Here is a 19,491-nt window from a genome sequence, read left to right on the forward strand (position 1 = left end):
TCCTAAAAGATTGTTCAACTTATTCCTTTTATTTATAAATGCTATCTTAAGAAAACTTAAATTTTGCTCGCAAGTGGGCAGCTTTGGCCTGTCCAATAACCTTATCTAAGAGACGAGTATAGAGACTCATGAATCCGTAGAGTCCACCCCCCATGGCACCGACAAGAGCTACATAAAAGAAGCTCCACAAACGTCCACTTGGTTGGAAAACAAATCCTAACAGCCACTGGATGGTTCCTATTAACAGAAACATGACTAGGGTCAGCAAACTGATTAAAATGGTTCGCTTCACAATCACCTTGCGCTTAACACCCGTTACTTTACAAATATCCCGATACATCAAGACGTTAGGAATGATAAGAGCGATGGTTGTTGAAATCAAGGGACCATAACTGTGGAAAAGGGCGATGGTAGGCAGTTGCAAGACCAGCTTGGCAATAGAACCATAGATAAAATAGAGAACGGCCTTGCGGTTGCGGAACATGGCTTGAAGCATGGGGGACAAGACCATGTACAAGCCTAAAATAATAGACTGCAAAACTGCAAAGACAAATAAGCCCATAGCCAAACTGTCTGGCTTGCCATAGAAGACTGTATAAAGAGGTTCTCCTACCATAACCACTCCAACCGTTGCTGGTAGCAAGAACATAAAGAGTAGGGTGAGACTGTCCTGAACGAGACGAGAAGCTGCCTTCAAGTCCCTCTTGACATAGTTTTCCGTCAAAAGTGGCAAACCAACACTCCCAATCGAAACCCCAACAGAAATCAAAATCATCGTGATTTTATTAGGATTGGCTGAGAAATAAGAAAACATGATAACCAAGTCCTCATTGCTGTAGTTGGTAAACCAGCTCATACTATTGATAAAGGTCAGCTGGTCCAAAATCTGGAAGAGCTGGATGGCAGACCCTGTCAAGATAAAAGGAATGGCTTCCTTAATGGTATCGATCAAAAGATGCTTGCTGTTAATCTTATCCCCTGTTTCAAGGACTCTTTTGAGTGAACCTTCTTGGGCAAGGAAATAAAGCAAAACTGCAAAACTGGCTACCATACCGACAAAGGCCGCAAAGGTCGATTGGGTAACCGCTGCTAGGTAATCTCCTGAACCAAGCTTCATAATGATAAAGGTTGCTAGGAGCATCCAGATAACACGAATGACCTGCTCAGCAATTTGGCTCATGGCATAAGGTTTGAGGTTATTCATCCCTTGGAAAAATCCTCGGATAACACTCATAGACGGGAAAATCAAGACTCCCCAAGCCAAGCTTTGCATGATTGGGATCAAGTCTTTGCCCACGCCAGACAAGTCTGCTAGCCAAGGAGCAAAGAGATACAAAACTAAAGCAAAAACCAGGCCTAGTCCTGTCATAAAGCCTAAAAAGCTCCGAATCAGGGCAAAGCTATGCTCCTCTTCTCTCATGGTATTGTACTTGGCAACTTGCTTGGCCACTGCAACCGGAATACCTGCTGTTGAAACCAGCAAGAACCAAGCATAGATATTGTAACCCATGGTAAAGAGACCATTGGCCGTAGCCGCATAAGACCCCATCCAGATGTACCAAGGGATAATATAGATGGCCCCAAGCAGGCGACTGATAAAGTTACTAGCCGTTAGCCAAGCAGTCCCCCGTAACATCTGGGCCTGCTGGTGATTGTTTTCGTGCGACATAGATTCCTCATTCAATTTTGATAACTAGGAAACACTCCTTATCTTCCATTATAAACTTTTCCTTGTTACTTGTAAATTTGCGACTTTCGGTTTACAATAGAAAGTATGATAAAGATTGAAACCGTATTAGATATTTTAAAGAAAGATGGTCTCTTCCGTGAGATTATCGACCAAGGACATTATCACTACAACTACAGCGAAGTTGTTTTTGATAGTATCTGTTATGACAGCCGCAAGGCCAAAGAAAAGAGCCTCTTTTTCGTCAAGGGTGCTGCCTTTAAGAAGGTATTTCTGCTTTCTGCCATCTCTCAAGGACTCGGTTGGTATGTTGCTGAAAAGGACTATGAGGTTGGTATTCCTGCCATTATCGTCAGCGATATCAAGAAAGCTATGAGTCTGATTGCTATGGAATTTTATGGAAATCCACAGGAAAAACTCAAACTCCTTGCCTTTACTGGAACCAAGGGTAAGACAACAGCAGCTTACTTTGCTTACAACATCCTATCTCAACGCCACCCAACCGCCCTCTTGTCAACCATGAATACGACTTTAGATGGCAAGACTTTCTTTAAGTCTGCATTGACAACTCCTGAGAGTATTGACCTCTTTGATATGATGCATCAAGCTGTACAAAATGACCGTACCCACCTCATCATGGAAGTCTCCAGTCAAGCCTATCTGGTCAAACGTGTCTATGGTCTAACCTTTGATGTGGGAGTTTTCCTCAATATCAGCCCAGACCATATCGGCCCGATTGAACACCCTAGCTTTGAAGACTACTTCTACCACAAACGTCTCTTGATGGAAAATAGCCGAGCAGTCATCGTTAACAGTGACATGGACCACTTTTCTGTCTTGAAAGAACAAGTGGAAAATCAAGACCATGATTTCTATGGTAGCCAATCAAATAATCAAATCGAGAATTCCAAAGCCTTTAGCTTTTCAGCTACGGGTAAACTCGCTGGTGATTATGATATCCAACTCATTGGCAACTTCAACCAAGAAAATGCAGTTGCTGCTGGACTTACTTGTCTCCGTCTCGGAGCAAGTCTTGAGGACATCAAAAAAGGCATCGCTGCAACCCGCGTTCCTGGTCGTATGGAAGTCCTGACTCAGAAAAATGGAGCCAAGGTATTCATCGATTACGCCCACAATGGGGATAGTCTGAAAAAACTCATCAATGTGGTTGAAACTCATCAAACTGGAAAGATTGCTTTGGTTCTGGGTTCAACAGGAAACAAGGGAGAAAGTCGTCGTAAGAACTTTGGCCTCCTCCTCAATCAACATCCTGAGATTCAAGTCTTTTTGACTGCTGATGACCCCAACTATGAAGACCCAATGGCCATTGCAGATGAAATCAGTAGCTACATCAATCATCCTGTTGAAAAAATTGCGGATCGCCAAGAGGCCATCAAGGCAGCTATGGCTATCACAAATCACGAATTAGATGCTGTCATTATTGCTGGTAAGGGAGCTGATTGCTACCAAATCGTCCAAGGAAAGAAAGAAGCCTATCCAGGAGATGCAGCCGTAGCAGAAAATTATTTATAAGAATAGAAAAAATCAAGGGAAAATAAAACCCCTGATTTTTTACTATTATTTAGTAAAAACGTTTTTCAAACCTTCAACGGCACCTTCTACAGCACCTTTAGCGTCTTCTACAACGTCTTTTGCCTTAGCAACTGTTTTTTCAACAGCTCCTTCAAGTTCTGTCTTGCTGTCTCCAGTAACTTTACCAAAACCTTCTTTGACAACGCCTGTTGCTTGTTCCAATTTGTTTTCAAGTGACATATGATTGTCTCCTTTAGTTTTATTCCGATATGTGTTATCGGTTACATTAGTATAAACTTATCGGTAGATAAAGTCAAACAATGTGCTCAGAAAAAGCAATCACACTAAATAGAAAGTTAATCTCTCCTTGTCAAAATCGACAGCCAACTCATACTTTCCATCTTCATTTTGGACTATATAACCCAGGACAACTAAACTGTCCACAAAGATATCACGGCGTTTCTGCATAAGCTGGTCTTTTTTGAGAAATTTCAACAAAAAAGTTGTCATGTATTTGAGGGCATACTCAGGATTAACATCTCCTAAAATGTCATAGAGTTCCTGCTGTTTTTCTGTCAAAGGATACTGATGCTTGACCTTGTAGAAATAATTGGACAGGGTCATTTTTGTCCGCGTAAAGTCTGTCTTTTCAACTAAAATAGCTGCATTGGTTTGATTTCGTAATTCTGTCTCAAAACTCTGCTCCAACAAAGTTTGATAGGCCGGACTATCTTCGCTGACAAAAATCTCTTGATCCAGTTCGAGATTATCGAGTGATTCAAGCATAGGAAGATTGAGGTAATAACGCTTATTTTCCCGTAGAATAAAGCCAGCCTTTATATACTCTTCCATGAGTTTGTCAACTGCTACATCTGGAAACTGAGTCTTAATTTCCCGTAAAATCACATCCTCATGCTGGTCCAGATAGCGGATCAATTCTCCAAAAAATGGCTGTCTCGTCAAACGAGATGGATTAAAAATCTGAATCATGAAGATTCCTTTCTTTACATTCTAACAGAGGCGATGCTGCCAACTGACTAGGATTGGTCCCCGGCTGCTTCAAAGGAACAGGCAGACCTAGCTCTCTGTAATACTCCCTCCAAAAATCACTAATCTCCTGCTCCCCATCCCCAAATTTCATAGGTATGGTTTCAAAAATCGGTAGGATTTCTGCCATGTACTGGGAACAGTAAAAACCTTCTCCATCTGGATAGAAAGAAGCATTGTAGGGAGCTCCAAGATGTTTGCAAGCTCTTTCCTTCACCGACTGGATATCCATTTCTGGGTAAACATAGAGGTCGTACAAGTGATTGGACTCAAAGAAGTCTGCAGATTCTTGACAAACAACACCAGCTTGTCCACTAGCGTGGTAAATCATCCCATCCAAATAAATGGCAACATGGTTATAGTTGCCTGTGGAAGTCTGGATAGCCTGTCCCATGTCCGACTCATCTCTCACAAAAATCAAATCACCATTTTCTAACATACTTCACTCCTAGAAAAAAAGGAGCCGAAACTCCTTTCGATATAAGGCAAACTAGCCTTTCCTAATTTGAATTAACACTCAAAATCTTAAGCATTGAAGCTTTCAGTCAATTGAGGTACCACTTGTTTCTTACGTGAAACGGCACCCGCAAGGAAAGCATGATTGTTTTCAAGTTTGAAGTTGAAAGCCGCTTCGACCTTGCCCATATTGGCACCAAGAGCCAAGATTTCTGAGTTTGAGTTGACGATATCTGTAATCATCAAGACAAAGTCAGAATAACCATTTGCTGTGTTAGCAGCTTGCATTGCAGCTTCAATTTCTGCTTGGCGTTCCAAGACTTCAGCGATGTCAACTGTGTTTACTTGAGCAACACGGACATTATTTCCGTTCAATTCAAAAGTCTTAGCATCGATGTCAATCAATTCTTCAGCAGATTTGCTAGCCAAGTTTGTACCAGCTTTCAACATAGCCAAGCCATATTCTTCCAAGTTTACACGAGCTAATTCAGCCAATTCAGGAGCAATGACTGTATCTGTTGGGTGTGTTGTTGGTGATTTTAAAAGAAGGGTATCTGAAATCAAACCTGAAAGCATCAAACCAGCAATCTCTTTAGGAACAGCTACACCATGTTCTTTGAACATACGATAAACGATTGAAGACGCTGAACCAACTGGCTCCAAACGCATGTAGAGTGGGCTTGCAGTTTCAAAATTAGCCACACGGTGGTGGTCTACAACACCATAAACTTCCACTTCAGCGATATCTGATATAGATTGTTGGAATTCATTGTGGTCAGTCAGGATAACTTGCTCTGCTCCTTCTGCTTTGGCAGAAGTAATAACACGCGGTGCTTCTACACCAAAATAGTTCAAGACAAAGGCTGTTTCTTCATTTGGAGTTCCAAGAGCAACAGCTTCCGTATCCAAACCGTAAGCTTCTTTTGCAAGGTAGGCAAAGGCTACAGACGACCCGATGGCATCTGAGTCTGGATTTTGGTGACCAAATACTAGAATCTTAGACATGATAATACCTCATTTTGTTTATTCTCTTTATTGTAGCATTTTTTTCGCTTTTTGACAAAAGTAAGAGGAGTCAAAGGGCTCCTCACGATTCTTCAAAATAACTTATACTCTTCGAAAATCTCTTCAAACCACGTCAGCTTCGCCTTGCCGTAGGTATGGGTACTGACCTCGTCAGTTCTATCCACAACNNAGCTTCCTAGTTTGCTCTTTAATTTTCATTGAGTATAAGTAAATTTCTATCTTGATTTTCAGATAAAAATCTTTCCTTCTGTGGCCTCGTCTTACGCTTGAGAAGGGCTTCAGCTGACATGGCTTCTTCCTTACTGGCAAAACCTTGAGCATAGATGAGTTTGACTGGCAAGCGTGCTCGTGTGTATTTGGCTCCCTTCCCACTATTGTGGACAGCGAGGCGTTTTCTAACATCAGTCGTATAACCCGTATAGTAGGAACCATCACGGCACTCAAGCACATACATATAAGCCTTATGATCCATAATAAATCTCTTCGAGTTCCGGCGTATAAGAGCCATCATCATTGTGGACAATGAGAGGTGGCAAGACCTTAAAGCCACTTGTCGAGCCATCCTTGATAGCCTCAATTAAAAGCATATTGGCTTCCTTTTCCCTCTTTGGATAAACAAACTGCAGGCGCTTAGGTGCTAGATTATGTCGTTGCAACATATCCAGAATGTCCAAGAGTCGGTCAGGACGATGAACCATAGCCAACCGTCCATTGGACTTGAGAATACTCTGGGCACTACGACAGATTTCCTGCAAATTGGTCGTGATTTCATGGCGCGCCAAGAGATAATGCTCGCTCTCGTTCAGATTGGAATGAGGATCCACCTTGAAATAGGGCGGATTACACAAAATCATATCCACCTTACTTCCCTGGATATAAGCAGACATATTTTTCAAATCATCACAGATGACCTCCATCTGCTCTTCCAAACCATTCAAACGGACAGAGCGTTCAGCCATATCCGCCAAACGCTCCTGAATCTCAACAGCCAAAATCTGTGCCTGAGTACGAGTGCTAGCAAATAGCCCCACCGCTCCATTCCCAGCGCAGAAATCCACTATCAAGCCCTTTTTAGGAAAACGTGGAAAACGTGACAAGAGAACACTATCCACCGAATAGCTAAAAACCTCTCTATTTTGAATGATTTTAATATCTGTTGAGAAGAGCTGGTTAATTCGCTCCCCTGATTTTAATAATTGTTCTTCTTCCATGGTTCTATTATAGCAGATTTATATTAACATTACAAAAAATATAAAATTCTAAACTACTTCTTCTTTTTTAAATAGTGCAAGGCTTCTCTAGTCCAAATTGGCATCATTCGTTTAAGAGGCGCAAAGCCGTAGTTAAAACGGTCGCTTGAAAAGCGTCTCCGTCTCGGAAACTGGTGCTTTTCTTCCTCCAAAGTGCGGATAGAAAGACTTGCTTTCCCTGTAAATTCATCTAAATCCACTACCTGAACTTGAACCTCTTCATCGACTTTCAAGGCTTCATGAATATTTTCAATAAAGCCTGTCCGAATCTCTGAAATGTGAATCAGCCCCGTATCACCCGTCTCTAGCTCAACAAAGGCACCGTAGGGCTGAATCCCTGTAATACGTCCCTTTAGCTTATCACCGATTTTCATCTTAGTCCTCGATTTCAATTGTTTCAATCACAACATCTTCAACTGGCTTGTCCATAGCCCCTGTTTCAACAGCAGCGATTGCATCCAAAACAGCGTAAGAAGCTTCATCAGCTAGCTGACCAAAAACAGTATGACGGCGGTCTAGGTGAGGAGTTCCTCCTTGGTTGGCATAGATTTCCGCAATCGGTTCTGGCCAACCACCACGAGCAATTTCTTTCTTAGAATAAGGTAGGTGTTGGTTTTGCACGATAAAGAACTGGCTGCCGTTAGTATTTGGACCAGCATTGGCCATAGAAAGGGCACCCCGGACATTGTAAAGTTCTTCTGAGAATTCATCCTCAAAAGATTCGCCGTAGATGGACTCGCCACCCATACCAGTTCCAGTTGGGTCTCCACCTTGAATCATAAAGTCCTTGATAATACGGTGGAAAATGACACCATCATAGTAACCATCTTTTGCAAGAGCTACAAAGTTAGCTACTGTTTTAGGAGCATGTTCAGGGAAAAGTTTAATACGCAAGTCTCCGTGATTGGTCTTAATAGTCGCGATAGGACCTTCTACTGTTTCAATGTCTACTTGTGGGAAATGCAATTCTTTTTCTACCATACCAAATCCTTCTAAGGCATCAAAAATGCCATCTTCTTCTAGTGCTTTTGTAATATAATCTGCTTTTTCTTTGATCTTATCATGAGAAATTCCCATTGCAACGCTGATTCCAGCATAATCAAAGAGTTCCAAGTCGTTGAGGCCATCTCCAAAAACCATGACCTTCTCTGGTTTCAAGCCAAGATGTTCCACAACCTTTTCCACCCCCGTCGCTTTGGAGCCTGAAATCGGCACAATATCAGACGAATGCTCATGCCAACGAACCATGCGAAGTTTGTCTGAGAGACTGTCAGGCAAGTGCAAGTCATCTCCTTTATCTTCAAAAGTCCACATCTGATAGATATTTTCTTTTTCATGGAAATCAGGATCTACATCTAAATCGGGATAAATTGGATTGATAGCTTCACTAATCATATCGGTACGAGTCGACAATTTGGCATCATGACTCCCAACCAAGCCATACTCTATTTCCTCTTGCTTGGCCCAAGAAATATACTCCTCAACATCTGACTTCTCAATCTGATGTTGATAAATAACCTGACCTTTTTTATCTTCGATATAAGCCCCATTTAAGGTCACAAAAAAGTCAGGATTCAGTTCATGAATCTCTGGTACAACACCAAAAATCCCCCGTCCAGAAGCAATACCTGTCAAGATTCCTTTCTCACGTAATTGCTTAAAAACAGTTGGGATTGAAGACGGAATAAAACCTGTCTTGGAATTTCGCAATGTATCATCAATATCAAAAAAGACAATCTTAATCTTTTTTGCCTTGTATCTTAATTTGGCATCCATCTCACTACCTCTTTCAATCTAACTCTTTCCATTATACCATAAAGTAGCTAAATCCCCTATTTTCAAAGAAATTCGCCATCTCTTATTCGAACTTCTTTGATAAGTACAGAACTAAATCATCATTATTTTGAATAGTAGCATTCATTTCCAAGGGTTGATTTCGATACCAGACACCTGTCCCATCTGGAATGTAGCCCCGTCTGATATACAATCTCTGGGCAGGGCCATAGCCTAAGTGCAAACCTACACCAAGAGTGACCTTACTCGAAACAAACTTGACTCGTTTTTCTGCTTCTTCTAGCAATTGATTCCCAATCCCTTGATTTCTAAAAGGCTCAAACACATTAAAATCTGATAATTCTGGATAGACTTCTGCAAAAGGACAATGTTTAGCAGAGGGCAAAATGGTAACGTAGCCCGCTACAGCACCATCAATCTCTGCAACTAAGACTTCTCTCTCCCCACTTTCCTGTTCCAGAAAATATCTAGCCAAAATTTCCTCTCTACCAGGCCAACCTTGATTCATAAAGCCATGAGATAAGGATTCAATATCAGACTTAATCATATTTCTAATCGTACAATTCATCTTTGACTTACCCACCTTTACTCTTTCTATTACCATTATAGCACGCCAAGGTCAGAAAAAAACTATCTCGTGAAAAAAAGATCCGTTGGGGTCTTAATTCGCATTCTTGTTTCCAAGCTCATGAAAAAGAGGTCCCCCTGACCTCAACTCGCTCTCTCATTTCAAGGCTCGTGAAAAAAAGACCCGTCGGGGTCTTAATTCGCTTTCTTGTTTTCAAGCTCATGAAAAAGAGGTCCACTGGACCTGAAAAAAAGACCCAACCGGGTCTTTTCTTTAATCTTCGTTTACGAAAGGCATCAAAGCCATTACGCGAGCGCGTTTGATAGCTGTTGTTACTTTACGTTGGTTTTTAGCTGAAGTTCCTGTTACACGACGAGGAAGGATTTTCCCACGTTCTGAAACGAAACGGCTAAGAAGCTCAGTATCTTTGTAATCAACATATTCAATTTTGTTTGCTGCGATGTAATCAACTTTTTTACGGCGTTTGAATCCGCCACGACGTTGTTGAGCCATGTTTTTTCTCCTTTATAATTTTAGTTGTCCATTAGAATGGTAAATCATCATCTGAAATATCCAATGGGTTTGTTGCTCCAAATGGATTTTCATCACGTGAAAAGTCTGGTACTGAATTTGTAGGCGCTGAATAGTTTGCAGTTGGTGCAGAGTAAGCTCCACCTGTATGACCTTCACGCACACTACGGCTTTCTAACATTTGGAAATTCTCAGCCACGACCTCTGTCACGTAGATACGTTGTCCTTGCTGGTTATCGTAACTACGAGTCTGGATACGGCCTGTCACCCCGATAAGTGAGCCTTTTTTAGCCCAATTAGCAAGGTTCTCAGCCTGTTGACGCCACATAACGACATTGATAAAATCAGCCTCACGTTCGCCATTTTGACTCTTAAATGTACGGTTTACTGCAAGAGTAAAAGTCGCAACTGCTACATTTGATGGGGTATAACGCAACTCAGCGTCACGTGTCATGCGCCCTACAAGTACAACATTGTTAATCATAGTTTACCTTCTTACGCGTCAATTTTGACGATCATGTGACGAAGAATGTCAGCGTTAATTTTTGAAAGACGGTCAAACTCTTTAAGAGCTGCATCGTCGTTTGCTTCAACGTTAACGATGTGGTAAAGTCCTTCACGGAAATCTTTGATTTCGTATGCAAGACGGCGTTTTTCCCAAGATTTTGATTCAACAACAGTTGCACCGTTGTCAGTCAAAATAGAGTCAAAACGTGCTACCAAAGCGTTTTTAGCTTCTTCTTCAATGTTTGGACGAATGATATAAAGAATTTCGTATTTAGCCATTGATATGTTCCTCCTTTTGGTCTAATGACCCCAAGACTTTGCAAGGGGTAAGTGAGGTTCGCTCACAATAAACTATTATACTAGAAAAAAATTTTTTACGCAAGTAAAAACTCTGATATGCGAAAAACGCCACATGGGCGTTTTCCTATTCTTACGGTTTAATACGGTGCAACATACGTGGGAATGGAATGGCTTCACGGATATGTTTTGTTCCTGCTGCGAAGGTTACCATACGCTCGATACCGATACCAAATCCACCGTGTGGAACTGTACCGTATTTACGAAGGTCAAGGTAGAATTCATACTCTGTACGGTCCATGCCAAGTTCATCCATCTTAGCGACAAGGGAATCATAGTCTTCCTCACGCATAGAACCACCGATGATTTCTCCGTAACCTTCTGGAGCAAGCAAGTCTGCACAAAGCACGCGCTCTGGATTTCCAGGAACTGGTTTCATATAGAAGGCCTTGATGGCTGCTGGGTAGTTCGTGACAAAAGTTGGCACACCAAAGTGGTTTGAAATCCAAGTTTCATGTGGTGAACCAAAGTCATCACCATGCTCAAGATGTTCGTAGTCAGCGTCTTCATCATTCTCATGTTCTTGCAAGAGGTCAATGGCTTGATCGTAAGTGATACGTTTGAATGGCTCTGCAATGTAGCGTTTCAAGAGCTCTGTATCACGTTCCAAGGTTTCCAAGGCTTGAGGCGCACGGTCAAGAACACCTTGTAGAAGAGCTTTCACATAAGCTTCTTGCAAGTCAAGCGACTCATCATGTGTCAAGTATGAGTACTCTGCATCCATCATCCAGAACTCGGTCAAGTGACGGCGCGTTTTTGATTTTTCAGCACGGAAAACTGGACCAAAGTCAAAGACACGACCAAGAGCCATAGCACCTGCTTCTAGGTAAAGCTGACCTGATTGGCTCAAGTAGGCTGGCGTTCCGAAGTAGTCCGTTTCAAAGAGTTCTGTTGAATCTTCTGCCGCATTTCCTGAAAGAATTGGGCTGTCAAATTTCATGAAACCGTTCTTGTCAAAGAACTCATAAGTTGCATGGATAATAGCGTTACGGATTTGCATCACGGCCACTTGCTTACGAGAACGGAGCCACAAGTGACGGTTGTCCATCAAAAAGTCTGTACCGTGTTCTTTTGGTGTGATTGGGTAGTCTTGAGATTCACCGATCACTTCGATGTCTGTGATGTCCAACTCATAGCCAAATTTAGAACGTTCGTCCTCTTTGACAATACCTGTCACATAAACAGACGTTTCTTGGCTCAAGCGTTTGATGACATCAAACTTCTCAAGTCCTACTTCTTCACCAAATTTTTCGACAAAGTTTGGTTTAAAAGCCACACCTTGGAAGAAGGCTGTTCCATCACGCAATTGCAAGAAGGCAATTTTCCCTTTTCCTGATTTGTTGGCAACCCAAGCGCCAATCGTCACTTCCTGACCAACATAGTCTTTTACATCAATAATCGTTACACGTTTTGTCATTATTTTTCCTTTTTCTTTTTTATTCTTTATGGCAAACCACTTCTATATTGTTCCCATCTGGGTCAATCACAAAAGCAGCGTAGTAAATCGGATGCTCACTGCGATAATCAGGAGCCCCATTGTCTCGCCCACCTGCCTCTAAACCAGCCTCATAACAAGCCTGAACTTCTTCCTTATTTTCTGCTAAAAAAGCAAAGTGAATAGGATCTTGTGTCCCCTGAGCCAGCCAAAAATCACCACCAGGATGAGGGCTGTTCGGGGCAAGAAAACTGATTAGAGAACTAGTCTTAAAAGCCAATTTATAGCCCAAAGGAGCGAGAAAACTCTTATAAAATCCTTCTGAAATTTGTAAATCCTTTACCTTAATCTCAAAATGATCAATCATTCTCACTACCCATAAATGCTTTCAAGCGTTTAACTGCTTCTTTAAGCGTGTCTAGGTCTGTCGCATAGCTGAGGCGGACATTTTCTGGTGCTCCGAATCCTGCTCCTGTTACCAAGGCCACTTCGGCTTCTTCTAGGATAGCGGTTGTAAAATCTGTCACATCTGTATAGCCTTTCATCTCCATAGCTTTTTTGACATTTGGGAAGAGATAGAAAGCTCCTTGCGGTTTGAGCACTTCAAATCCTGGCACCTCAGCAAGAAGGGGATAGATGGTATTGAGACGTTCCTCAAAAGCCTGACGCATGCTTTCTACAGTATCTTGCTCACCTGATAGAGCCTCAACTGCTGCATACTGGGCTACTGCTGACGGATTCGAAGTTGTTTGACCTGCAATCTTGGACATGGCAGCAATAATGTTTGCTTCTCCAACGGCATAGCCAATCCGCCAACCTGTCATGGCATAGATTTTAGACACACCATTGATGACCACTGTTTGCTTGCGAATTGCCTCAGATAGGCTAGAAATCGGTGTGAACTCATGACCATTATAGACCAAGCGCCCATAGATATCATCTGCTAGAATGAGAATATCCTTTTCTACAGCCCAGTTTCCGATTGCCAAGAGTTCCTCACGGGTGTAAATCATACCTGTCGGATTGGATGGCGAATTCAGCACCAAAACCTTGGTCTTGTCTGTGCGAGCTGCTTCTAACTGCTCTACGGTCACCTTAAAGTGATTATCTTCCTTAGCAGGAACAAAGACTGGCACACCTTCTGCCATCTTGACCTGGTCTCCATAGCTTACCCAGTAGGGGGTTGGGATGATAACTTCATCACCTGGATTGACCACAGCCATAAAGAAGGTATAGAGAGAATATTTGGCTCCAGCAGCGACTGTCACTTGATTTGGCGCTACAGAATAGCCGTAAAAGCGTTCAAAGTAAGTATTGACCGCTGCCTTGAGCTCTGGCAGGCCTGAGGTTACTGTATAAAAAGAAGCACGCCCATCTCGAATCGATGCAATGGCGGCATCTTGGATATTTTTTGGAGTAGTGAAATCTGGCTCACCCAAGGTTAGAGACAGGATATCTCTTCCCTCAGACTTGAGTGCTTTGGCACGAGCTCCAGCAGCCAAGGTCACACTTTCTTCCATTTCTAAAACACGGTTGGATAGTTTCATAGGCCCTCCTTATTGACCAATACTCCTGTTTCAAAATCTACTAGATAAAAATCAGAGCCTGACTTGACTTCCCAGATTGGTTTGTCTTGATAACGGCCAAAGGTAATCTTGTCAATCTCGCCAGCTCCTTTTTCCTTCGAAACAGCTTCTGCTTTTTCTTGTGAAACACCTTGATTTGGCTGATAAACGTAAATATTGTGGTCATCTTTTCCAATCAGGACAGCAAGTGCTTCTTGTTTTTTATTACGGCCAAGAACGCTATAATAGGATTCCAAGCCATTGTATAAGTCAACCTGATCAGCCTGCTCTAATCCTGCATACTGCTGAGCTAATTTTTCTCCTTCACTTTTAGCTGTTTGATAAGGTTTCATACTCAGAAACACTAGATACAGAAAGGAAGCACTGATAACCACAAACAAAATCGTCATCCCTAGACCATACTGCCACAGTAGATTATTTTTTGCTTTTTTTTGTCTTTTTTTCACTCGTCTATTTTACCATCTATTGGGCTTTATTACAAGTGAATGCAAGAACAATCGCACTTTATTTCTTCCTTCAAACAAAACCGATTTTGAAAGTGAAACAGTTCTTACTTTTTCAGTCACAAATGACTAGAGTTTCCGAAATTTTACAATTTTCAAATAAACTCTGAGCAAATTTCTTGCAAGTTGTTTTGCTTTGTTGTAATATATTTTATAACAACGAGAAAATTCTCGTAAATTTAAGAAAAAGGAGACACATCATGTCTAAAAAAGTATTATTTATCGTCGGATCACTACGCCAAGGTTCTTTCAACCACCAAATGGCGCTCGAAGCTGAGAAAGCACTTGCTGGTAAAGCGGAAGTTAGCTACCTTGATTATTCAGCCCTTCCTCTCTTCAGCCAAGATTTGGAAGTTCCAACTCATCCAGCTGTAGCTACTGCTCGTGAAGCGGTTCTCGCTGCGGATGCTATCTGGATCTTCTCTCCAGTCTACAACTTCTCTATCCCTGGAACAGTAAAAAACTTGCTTGACTGGCTATCTCGCGCCCTTGACTTGTCTGATACACGTGGCGCTTCTGCCCTTCAAGACAAGTTTGTCACCGTATCATCTGTAGCCAATGCCGGTCACGATCAACTTTTCGCTATTTACAAAGACCTCTTGCCATTTATCCGTACACAAATCGTTGGTGATTTCACTGCTGCACGTGTCAATGACTCTGCTTGGGCAGACGGAAAATTGGTTCTTGAAGAAACAGTCCTAAACTCACTTGAAAAACAAGCGGAAGACTTGGTCAATGCGATCAAGTAACTAACATAATAAAAGCGAACAAGACTACTTTTCTGACACTCAGAAGACTAGCTTGTTCGCTTTTTTTCTCATTTATAAACTAAAATAGCTGATGATACATATTGCCAAATACAAAATATCTGATTTCTATACTTCCTTAACAAAAACCAATTCCTGTGGCTGGGACAGATCTTCTCGGTAGGTAAATCCTGCAAAGCTTAAGCGACGAGCTTCCTCCACCGTCTGTACTTGATTTTCTATCAGGGCTGTCAGGAAGGCACCACGCGCTTTCTTGGAAATGGTTGAGTGAATTTTCAGCTGACCGCCTCTATCCTCCATAAATTTGAAGATCACCATTTTTTCTCTGATTTCCTTAGAAAATACCGTCTCAAACTCGGACGACAAGAGGGAGAAAATCACTTCTTCCTGCTTCACAGCTTCATCATAGGCTGCCTTCCAATGACTCTTTAAAGTCTTACCAGCGACTTTTAACTTCATCAAAAAGTCCAAACGGTGAGGGGCCATAGGTGACAAGACTGGAACGACACCGTACAAAGCCGAGGTAATGAAAACATGATTTTCAAGATAGGCTTGTTCCGCCTCGGTCAACTTATCTCGCTTGATATGGCGGTACATAAGCCCATCAAAAAGTTTAAGAGCTGGGTAGTGTTGAGCAGTTTGCCTTTTCAAAGCTTGGATATTTTGACATTCTTCCGCAGCCTTCTCGGCTGATACCTTATAAAAACTCTCCAATTGACTAGCAGAATAGAGGGCCAAGGCATCCAGCACGGCCTGACTTTCTGGTATTAAAGGTGTTACCTCGATACTCGGCAAGTCTGTGTTCATTTCTTTTGCTGTAGGGATTAAAATTTTCATATTGATAGTGTAGCATATTTTTTAGCCACAACCAAGAAATTCATCTGATACTCAATGAAAATCAAAGAGCAAACTAGGAAGCTAGCCGCAGGCTGTACTTGAGTACGGCAAGGCGAAGCTGACGCGGTTTGAAGAGATTTTCGAAGAGTATGAAAAACCTCGGTTTGACCGAGGCTTCTCTATTTATTTGGGCCATCCTAACCAGATAGCCACGAGAACAAGGGCTGCGCCAGCTAAACTTGTTAAGATAGATAAGAATTTATCTTTTTTCTCCTTGAACTGAGAAAAACCTATCTTCAAAGCGAGCAGTCCAAGTAGCATTGAAGCAAGCATCAAATAAAAACCCATTTCTTTGTCCTCCATTAGTCTTAATTTATTTTATTATAACATATATTTCTTAAATAAACCTTTTTTATACTCAATGAAAATCAAAGAACAAACTAGGAAACTAGCCGCAGGTTGCTCAAAGCACAGCTTTGAGGTTGCAGATAAAGTTGACGTGGTTTGAAGAGATTTTCGCAGAGTATTACTGTACTTTAAAGGTCTTGAGATAGCTGTCTTTTCCTACTTGACCTTCGAAGGTTCTACCATTTTCAAGGTAAGGAAGGTCATCTGATACTGAAGCCTTAACCTTGTAAATCTTGCCATCAACTTTAAAGAAGTAGACGGTGTCGCCCTTGATAACAGCTGATTTGAGGTCTGCTACTACTCCCTTGATGCTTTCTGTCGTTGCATTGTCAATTTCAAGGTCGTTTTTATTGGCATACTTGCTGAGCATCTCTTCCACTGTAGTAGCTACGATAACATTTTGGTACTCGACTGCGTCTACTAGAGCATACTCTTTGACCAAGCCAGCATTGTCCTTCAAACCCATGATGTAGAAAGGCTTGTCATTGAGGTTGATGAGGATTGGGAAGGTTGCTTTGTAGGATTTCTCCTGAACAGCACCTTCTGCTGATTCACGGGCTGATTCTTCTGTCGCAGAAGCCAAGCTATACTTAGTAATTTCTCCTGTTCGCATATTTTCAAGGATGAAACCAAGATTACTCTCATCCGCATTAGCCGACGTCACACCTGTGTAGAGATAGATGTCATTACCGATAGACAAGTAATTATAGCCATTGGTAGTCTGGGTCACATTTTTCTTGGAAATCATGGCATTCAAGAAACCGTCCTTGTACTTGCCGTTGTAGTTGATTTGCTCAATGGTTTCCTCTGCTGGATAGATCCTATCCACCCATTCTGGAACATCTGATAAGCTGTATTCCTTGGTTTCTCCATTTGTAGCATCCAAGATAATGACTGAAGCAGGACGAGGAACCGCAAGTCCAAATTGCTTTTGGTAAACCGTTGCTACATAGAAAGGATTGCCCTCATCGTCCACCTCAAAAGATGGAGTTTTAAAGATTTTGGTCGGGTACTTCAAGCGCAGGTGACGTTTGACATCACGGTTAAAATACTCCGAGTCTGAATACTTGATTGGTGTCTTCAAGTCCACCAAATCCGCATTTCCAGTTACCATGTCCACCTTGATATACTCACCGATTCCCTTAGCTTGATTGTTAAACCACTTGATAGGGTCTGCGTATTCTAGTGGCGTCACTCGATAAGGTTTCCCATCAATTGTCAATTGGGTATAGGTATCTGCCGCTACGTACTGCGACACCTTATCTGTTAGGGAACCCAAGTAGCGGTCACCAATTTTTTCAGCAGTACTTCTATCTAAGATAGGAACCTTACTGGTGTCACTCTTAGGAAATTCAGTAAAGTCTTTTTCCGTAACCGTGACTACATTGGCATAATTTTTAGCCTGAAACATGCTGGAAGTTACCAAGGAAACCAAAGCTGCCAAGAGAAGAATTCCTCCAATCGAAGCTAACAGAATTTTCCCTAACCGATTGATTTTGAAACCCTCAAGATTTAAGGCAGCTTCCGCCTTACCGTGGCGCACATGAACCGTTTTGACAAGGTTTATCCCCTTGCCAAAGCCAAATAAGATTGCCACAACTAACAAATGCCCACAGAGGAAGAAGAGAAATTCCCAGCTGGTCAGGTTAAGGGGCGGTAAAAAGATATACCAGGTCGTTGCGATAAAAATAAGTTCAAAGACTATTCGTTTCATTTGCTTTCCTCCTAAATGATTCGTCCTTCCAAGTGATCCAGCTCATGCTGGCAAATCTGAGCTGGGAAGCCTGTCAAGGTAATGGTCTGTTCCTGCCACTTGCTGTCACGATAGGCAAGCCTTATGGTTTCATAACGCTTAGTTGATCTCACACCTACCAAGGACAAACAGCCTTCTTCTGCCTCATAGGATCCTTCAAAGGACAGAAGCACTGGGTTAAACATGACCACGGGAACCAAGCCAAGATTAAAGATAATCACGCGCTTTTGCACCCCAATCATATTGGCAGCTAGACCAATGCAGGTCTCACGATTTGCTAAGAGTGTATCCTGCAAATCTCTGGCAAGATAAAGGTCTTCCTGACTTGCCGGCTGAGATACCTGAGATAAAAACAAAATATCTTTTACAATTTTCTTTTCCACTTCCTCACACTCCTCTTGTTTTTTACTATATTATAACAATTATAGCACAAAAGCCGATAACTGCAAGCCCTTTCCCTCAACTGTAGCAAAAAGCCATCCGAAGATGACTTTTTTGCTACTTATACTCAATGAAAATCAAAAAGCAAACTAGGAAGCTAGCACAGATTGCTCAAAACACTGTTTTGAGGTTGCAGATAGAACTGACGAAGTCAGTAACATATATACGGCAAGGCGACGCTGACGTGGTTTGAAGAGATTTTCAAAGAGTATTAATTTCTTTATAAATTACTTCCATCCCACGCTTAACAGCTGGACGATTGGCAATTTTTTCTGCCCATTTTACTAAATTCTGGTAACTTGAGGCATCCAAGAATTTTGCAGAACCTTGGTAAAGTTTTCCTTGAACTAACTGTCCATACCAAGACCAGATGGCAATATCTGCAATCGTATAGTCATTGCCTGCAATATAAGGTTTCTGAGTCAATTCCTTATCCAATAAATCCAACTGGCGTTTCACTTCCATCGTAAAACGGTTAATAGGATATTCCAATTTTTCAGGGGCATAATTAAAGAAATGTCCAAATCCCCCACCTAGAAAAGGTGCAGCCCCAGCTTGCCAGAATAGCCAATTCAAAACTTCTACCTTTTCCACAGGATTACTTGGTAGAAAGGCTCCAAATTTCTCAGCAAGATAAAGGAGAATATGAGCAGATTCAAAGACTCTTACTTCTTCAGTTCCTGACTGGTCCAACAAGGCTGGAATCTTGGAATTTGGATTGAGCTTTACGAAGTCTGAACCAAATTGATCCCCATCCATGATAGCAATCTTATACAAGTCGTAAGCCGTTTCCTTAAAACCAGCCTCTAGTAATTCTTCCAATAAGATAGTGACCTTCACACCATTTGGTGTTCCCAGTGAATAAAGCTGAAAAGCTTGTTCTCCTTTTGGCAAGTTTTGTTCGAAACGGGCACCTGCTGTTGGTTTATTTAAGCCCGTAAAGGCTCCTTGATTACTAGCTTCATCCTGCCATACGGTCGGTAATTGATATGCTGACATCCGAAA

The 19,491-nt window shown here is 41.8% G+C and carries 25 protein-coding genes; 3 read left to right on the plus strand and 22 right to left on the minus strand.

Features of this window, described 5'->3' with window-relative positions; genetic code table 11:
* Positions 1-46: 46 nt before the first annotated feature.
* On the minus strand, positions 47-1,669 hold the full coding sequence (locus B4W83_RS02280; RefSeq protein ID WP_000017786.1) for a putative polysaccharide biosynthesis protein: 1,623 nt from the start codon (positions 1,667-1,669) through the stop codon (positions 47-49).
* Positions 1,670-1,774: 105 nt separating this feature from the next.
* Between B4W83_RS02280 and B4W83_RS02285 the strand changes: the two genes are divergently transcribed.
* On the plus strand, positions 1,775-3,220 hold the full coding sequence (locus B4W83_RS02285) for a UDP-N-acetylmuramoyl-L-alanyl-D-glutamate--L-lysine ligase (protein ID WP_000590274.1): 1,446 nt from the start codon (positions 1,775-1,777) through the stop codon (positions 3,218-3,220).
* 45 nt (positions 3,221-3,265) lie between these two features.
* Here B4W83_RS02285 and B4W83_RS02290 read toward each other — a convergent pair whose 3' ends face one another.
* The 16 genes from B4W83_RS02290 to B4W83_RS02370 form a co-directional block, all read right to left on the minus strand.
* Positions 3,266-3,460 (minus strand): CsbD family protein, encoded by a 195-nt coding sequence (locus B4W83_RS02290; RefSeq protein WP_000051203.1) that lies wholly within the window; start codon positions 3,458-3,460, stop codon positions 3,266-3,268.
* A gap of 99 nt (positions 3,461-3,559) precedes the next feature.
* Complete coding sequence (locus B4W83_RS02295) at positions 3,560-4,210, minus strand: DUF1803 domain-containing protein (RefSeq protein ID WP_000614472.1); 651 nt, start codon at positions 4,208-4,210, stop codon at positions 3,560-3,562.
* Entirely contained in the window at positions 4,194-4,706 is a 513-nt protein-coding gene (locus B4W83_RS02300) for a YiiX/YebB-like N1pC/P60 family cysteine hydrolase (protein WP_000892242.1), read from the minus strand. The genes B4W83_RS02295 and B4W83_RS02300 overlap by 17 nt, the downstream gene beginning before the upstream one ends.
* 86 nt (positions 4,707-4,792) lie before the next feature.
* Positions 4,793-5,728: a manganese-dependent inorganic pyrophosphatase gene (locus B4W83_RS02305; RefSeq protein WP_000036028.1), complete on the minus strand. Its 936-nt coding sequence runs from the start codon at positions 5,726-5,728 to the stop codon at positions 4,793-4,795.
* Between the two features lie 208 nt (positions 5,729-5,936).
* Positions 5,937-6,221, minus strand: coding sequence for a GIY-YIG nuclease family protein (locus B4W83_RS02315; RefSeq protein ID WP_000349609.1), 285 nt, complete (start codon positions 6,219-6,221; stop codon positions 5,937-5,939).
* Positions 6,211-6,960: a tRNA1(Val) (adenine(37)-N6)-methyltransferase gene (locus B4W83_RS02320; protein ID WP_000390772.1), complete on the minus strand. Its 750-nt coding sequence runs from the start codon at positions 6,958-6,960 to the stop codon at positions 6,211-6,213. The genes B4W83_RS02315 and B4W83_RS02320 overlap by 11 nt, the downstream gene beginning before the upstream one ends.
* Before the next feature lie 53 nt (positions 6,961-7,013).
* Complete coding sequence (locus B4W83_RS02325; RefSeq protein ID WP_000689593.1) at positions 7,014-7,373, minus strand: S1 RNA-binding domain-containing protein; 360 nt, start codon at positions 7,371-7,373, stop codon at positions 7,014-7,016.
* Between the two features lies 1 nt (position 7,374).
* Positions 7,375-8,775 (minus strand): bifunctional Cof-type HAD-IIB family hydrolase/peptidylprolyl isomerase, encoded by a 1,401-nt coding sequence (locus B4W83_RS02330; protein WP_000339011.1) that lies wholly within the window; start codon positions 8,773-8,775, stop codon positions 7,375-7,377.
* A gap of 82 nt (positions 8,776-8,857) precedes the next feature.
* Positions 8,858-9,361, minus strand: coding sequence for a GNAT family N-acetyltransferase (locus tag B4W83_RS02335; protein ID WP_007284852.1), 504 nt, complete (start codon positions 9,359-9,361; stop codon positions 8,858-8,860).
* Positions 9,362-9,634: 273 nt separating this feature from the next.
* Positions 9,635-9,874, minus strand: a complete 240-nt coding sequence (gene rpsR, locus B4W83_RS02340) for a 30S ribosomal protein S18 (protein WP_000068664.1) — start codon at positions 9,872-9,874, stop codon at positions 9,635-9,637.
* Between the two features lie 31 nt (positions 9,875-9,905).
* The gene (gene ssbA / locus B4W83_RS02345) at positions 9,906-10,376 is read right to left on the minus strand and encodes a single-stranded DNA-binding protein SsbA (RefSeq protein WP_000609598.1); all 471 of its coding nucleotides are present in this window, start codon (positions 10,374-10,376) and stop codon (positions 9,906-9,908) included.
* Between the two features lie 11 nt (positions 10,377-10,387).
* Positions 10,388-10,678, minus strand: a complete 291-nt coding sequence (rpsF, locus tag B4W83_RS02350) for a 30S ribosomal protein S6 (protein WP_001151777.1) — start codon at positions 10,676-10,678, stop codon at positions 10,388-10,390.
* 151 nt (positions 10,679-10,829) lie between these two features.
* Positions 10,830-12,173 carry an asparagine--tRNA ligase gene (asnS, locus tag B4W83_RS02355; RefSeq protein ID WP_000167155.1) on the minus strand — a complete coding sequence of 448 codons (1,344 nt, stop codon included), beginning with the start codon at positions 12,171-12,173 and terminating at the stop codon, positions 10,830-10,832.
* Positions 12,174-12,192: 19 nt separating this feature from the next.
* Complete coding sequence (locus B4W83_RS02360) at positions 12,193-12,558, minus strand: VOC family protein (protein ID WP_000565214.1); 366 nt, start codon at positions 12,556-12,558, stop codon at positions 12,193-12,195.
* Positions 12,551-13,738, minus strand: a complete 1,188-nt coding sequence (locus tag B4W83_RS02365) for a pyridoxal phosphate-dependent aminotransferase (protein ID WP_000777796.1) — start codon at positions 13,736-13,738, stop codon at positions 12,551-12,553. The genes B4W83_RS02360 and B4W83_RS02365 overlap by 8 nt, the downstream gene beginning before the upstream one ends.
* Positions 13,735-14,223, minus strand: coding sequence for a cell wall elongation regulator TseB-like domain-containing protein (locus B4W83_RS02370; RefSeq protein ID WP_000747178.1), 489 nt, complete (start codon positions 14,221-14,223; stop codon positions 13,735-13,737). The genes B4W83_RS02365 and B4W83_RS02370 overlap by 4 nt, the downstream gene beginning before the upstream one ends.
* Before the next feature lie 257 nt (positions 14,224-14,480).
* On the opposite strand from B4W83_RS02370, the gene B4W83_RS02380 reads away from it, so the two are divergent.
* Positions 14,481-15,029 (plus strand): NADPH-dependent FMN reductase, encoded by a 549-nt coding sequence (locus B4W83_RS02380; protein WP_000039623.1) that lies wholly within the window; start codon positions 14,481-14,483, stop codon positions 15,027-15,029.
* 126 nt (positions 15,030-15,155) lie between these two features.
* On the opposite strand, the gene yaaA is transcribed toward B4W83_RS02380, so the two are convergent.
* From yaaA to B4W83_RS02410, 4 genes are all read right to left on the minus strand, one after another.
* Positions 15,156-15,884 carry a peroxide stress protein YaaA gene (yaaA, locus tag B4W83_RS02385; RefSeq protein WP_007284851.1) on the minus strand — a complete coding sequence of 243 codons (729 nt, stop codon included), beginning with the start codon at positions 15,882-15,884 and terminating at the stop codon, positions 15,156-15,158.
* A 183-nt stretch (positions 15,885-16,067) separates the two neighbouring features.
* On the minus strand, positions 16,068-16,232 hold the full coding sequence (locus B4W83_RS02395; RefSeq protein WP_000508264.1) for a YczI family protein: 165 nt from the start codon (positions 16,230-16,232) through the stop codon (positions 16,068-16,070).
* 178 nt (positions 16,233-16,410) lie between these two features.
* Positions 16,411-18,006, minus strand: coding sequence for a hypothetical protein (locus B4W83_RS02405; RefSeq protein WP_000822860.1), 1,596 nt, complete (start codon positions 18,004-18,006; stop codon positions 16,411-16,413).
* 11 nt (positions 18,007-18,017) lie between these two features.
* Positions 18,018-18,428, minus strand: coding sequence for a peptide deformylase (locus B4W83_RS02410; protein ID WP_000412227.1), 411 nt, complete (start codon positions 18,426-18,428; stop codon positions 18,018-18,020).
* Positions 18,429-18,556: 128 nt separating this feature from the next.
* Here B4W83_RS02410 and B4W83_RS13650 point away from each other — a divergent pair, with 128 nt between their 5' ends.
* The gene (locus B4W83_RS13650; RefSeq protein WP_281623698.1) at positions 18,557-18,679 is read left to right on the plus strand and encodes a hypothetical protein; all 123 of its coding nucleotides are present in this window, start codon (positions 18,557-18,559) and stop codon (positions 18,677-18,679) included.
* A gap of 8 nt (positions 18,680-18,687) precedes the next feature.
* Here the strand turns inward: B4W83_RS13650 and yghU are convergent, their stop codons facing one another.
* The gene (yghU, locus tag B4W83_RS02420) at positions 18,688-19,485 is read right to left on the minus strand and encodes a glutathione-dependent disulfide-bond oxidoreductase (RefSeq protein ID WP_001277397.1); all 798 of its coding nucleotides are present in this window, start codon (positions 19,483-19,485) and stop codon (positions 18,688-18,690) included.
* Between the last annotated feature and the right edge of the window lie 6 nt (positions 19,486-19,491).

The sequence above is a fragment of the Streptococcus pseudopneumoniae ATCC BAA-960 = CCUG 49455 genome (assembly GCF_002087075.1).
In the GTDB taxonomy this organism is placed as follows: domain Bacteria; phylum Bacillota; class Bacilli; order Lactobacillales; family Streptococcaceae; genus Streptococcus; species Streptococcus pseudopneumoniae.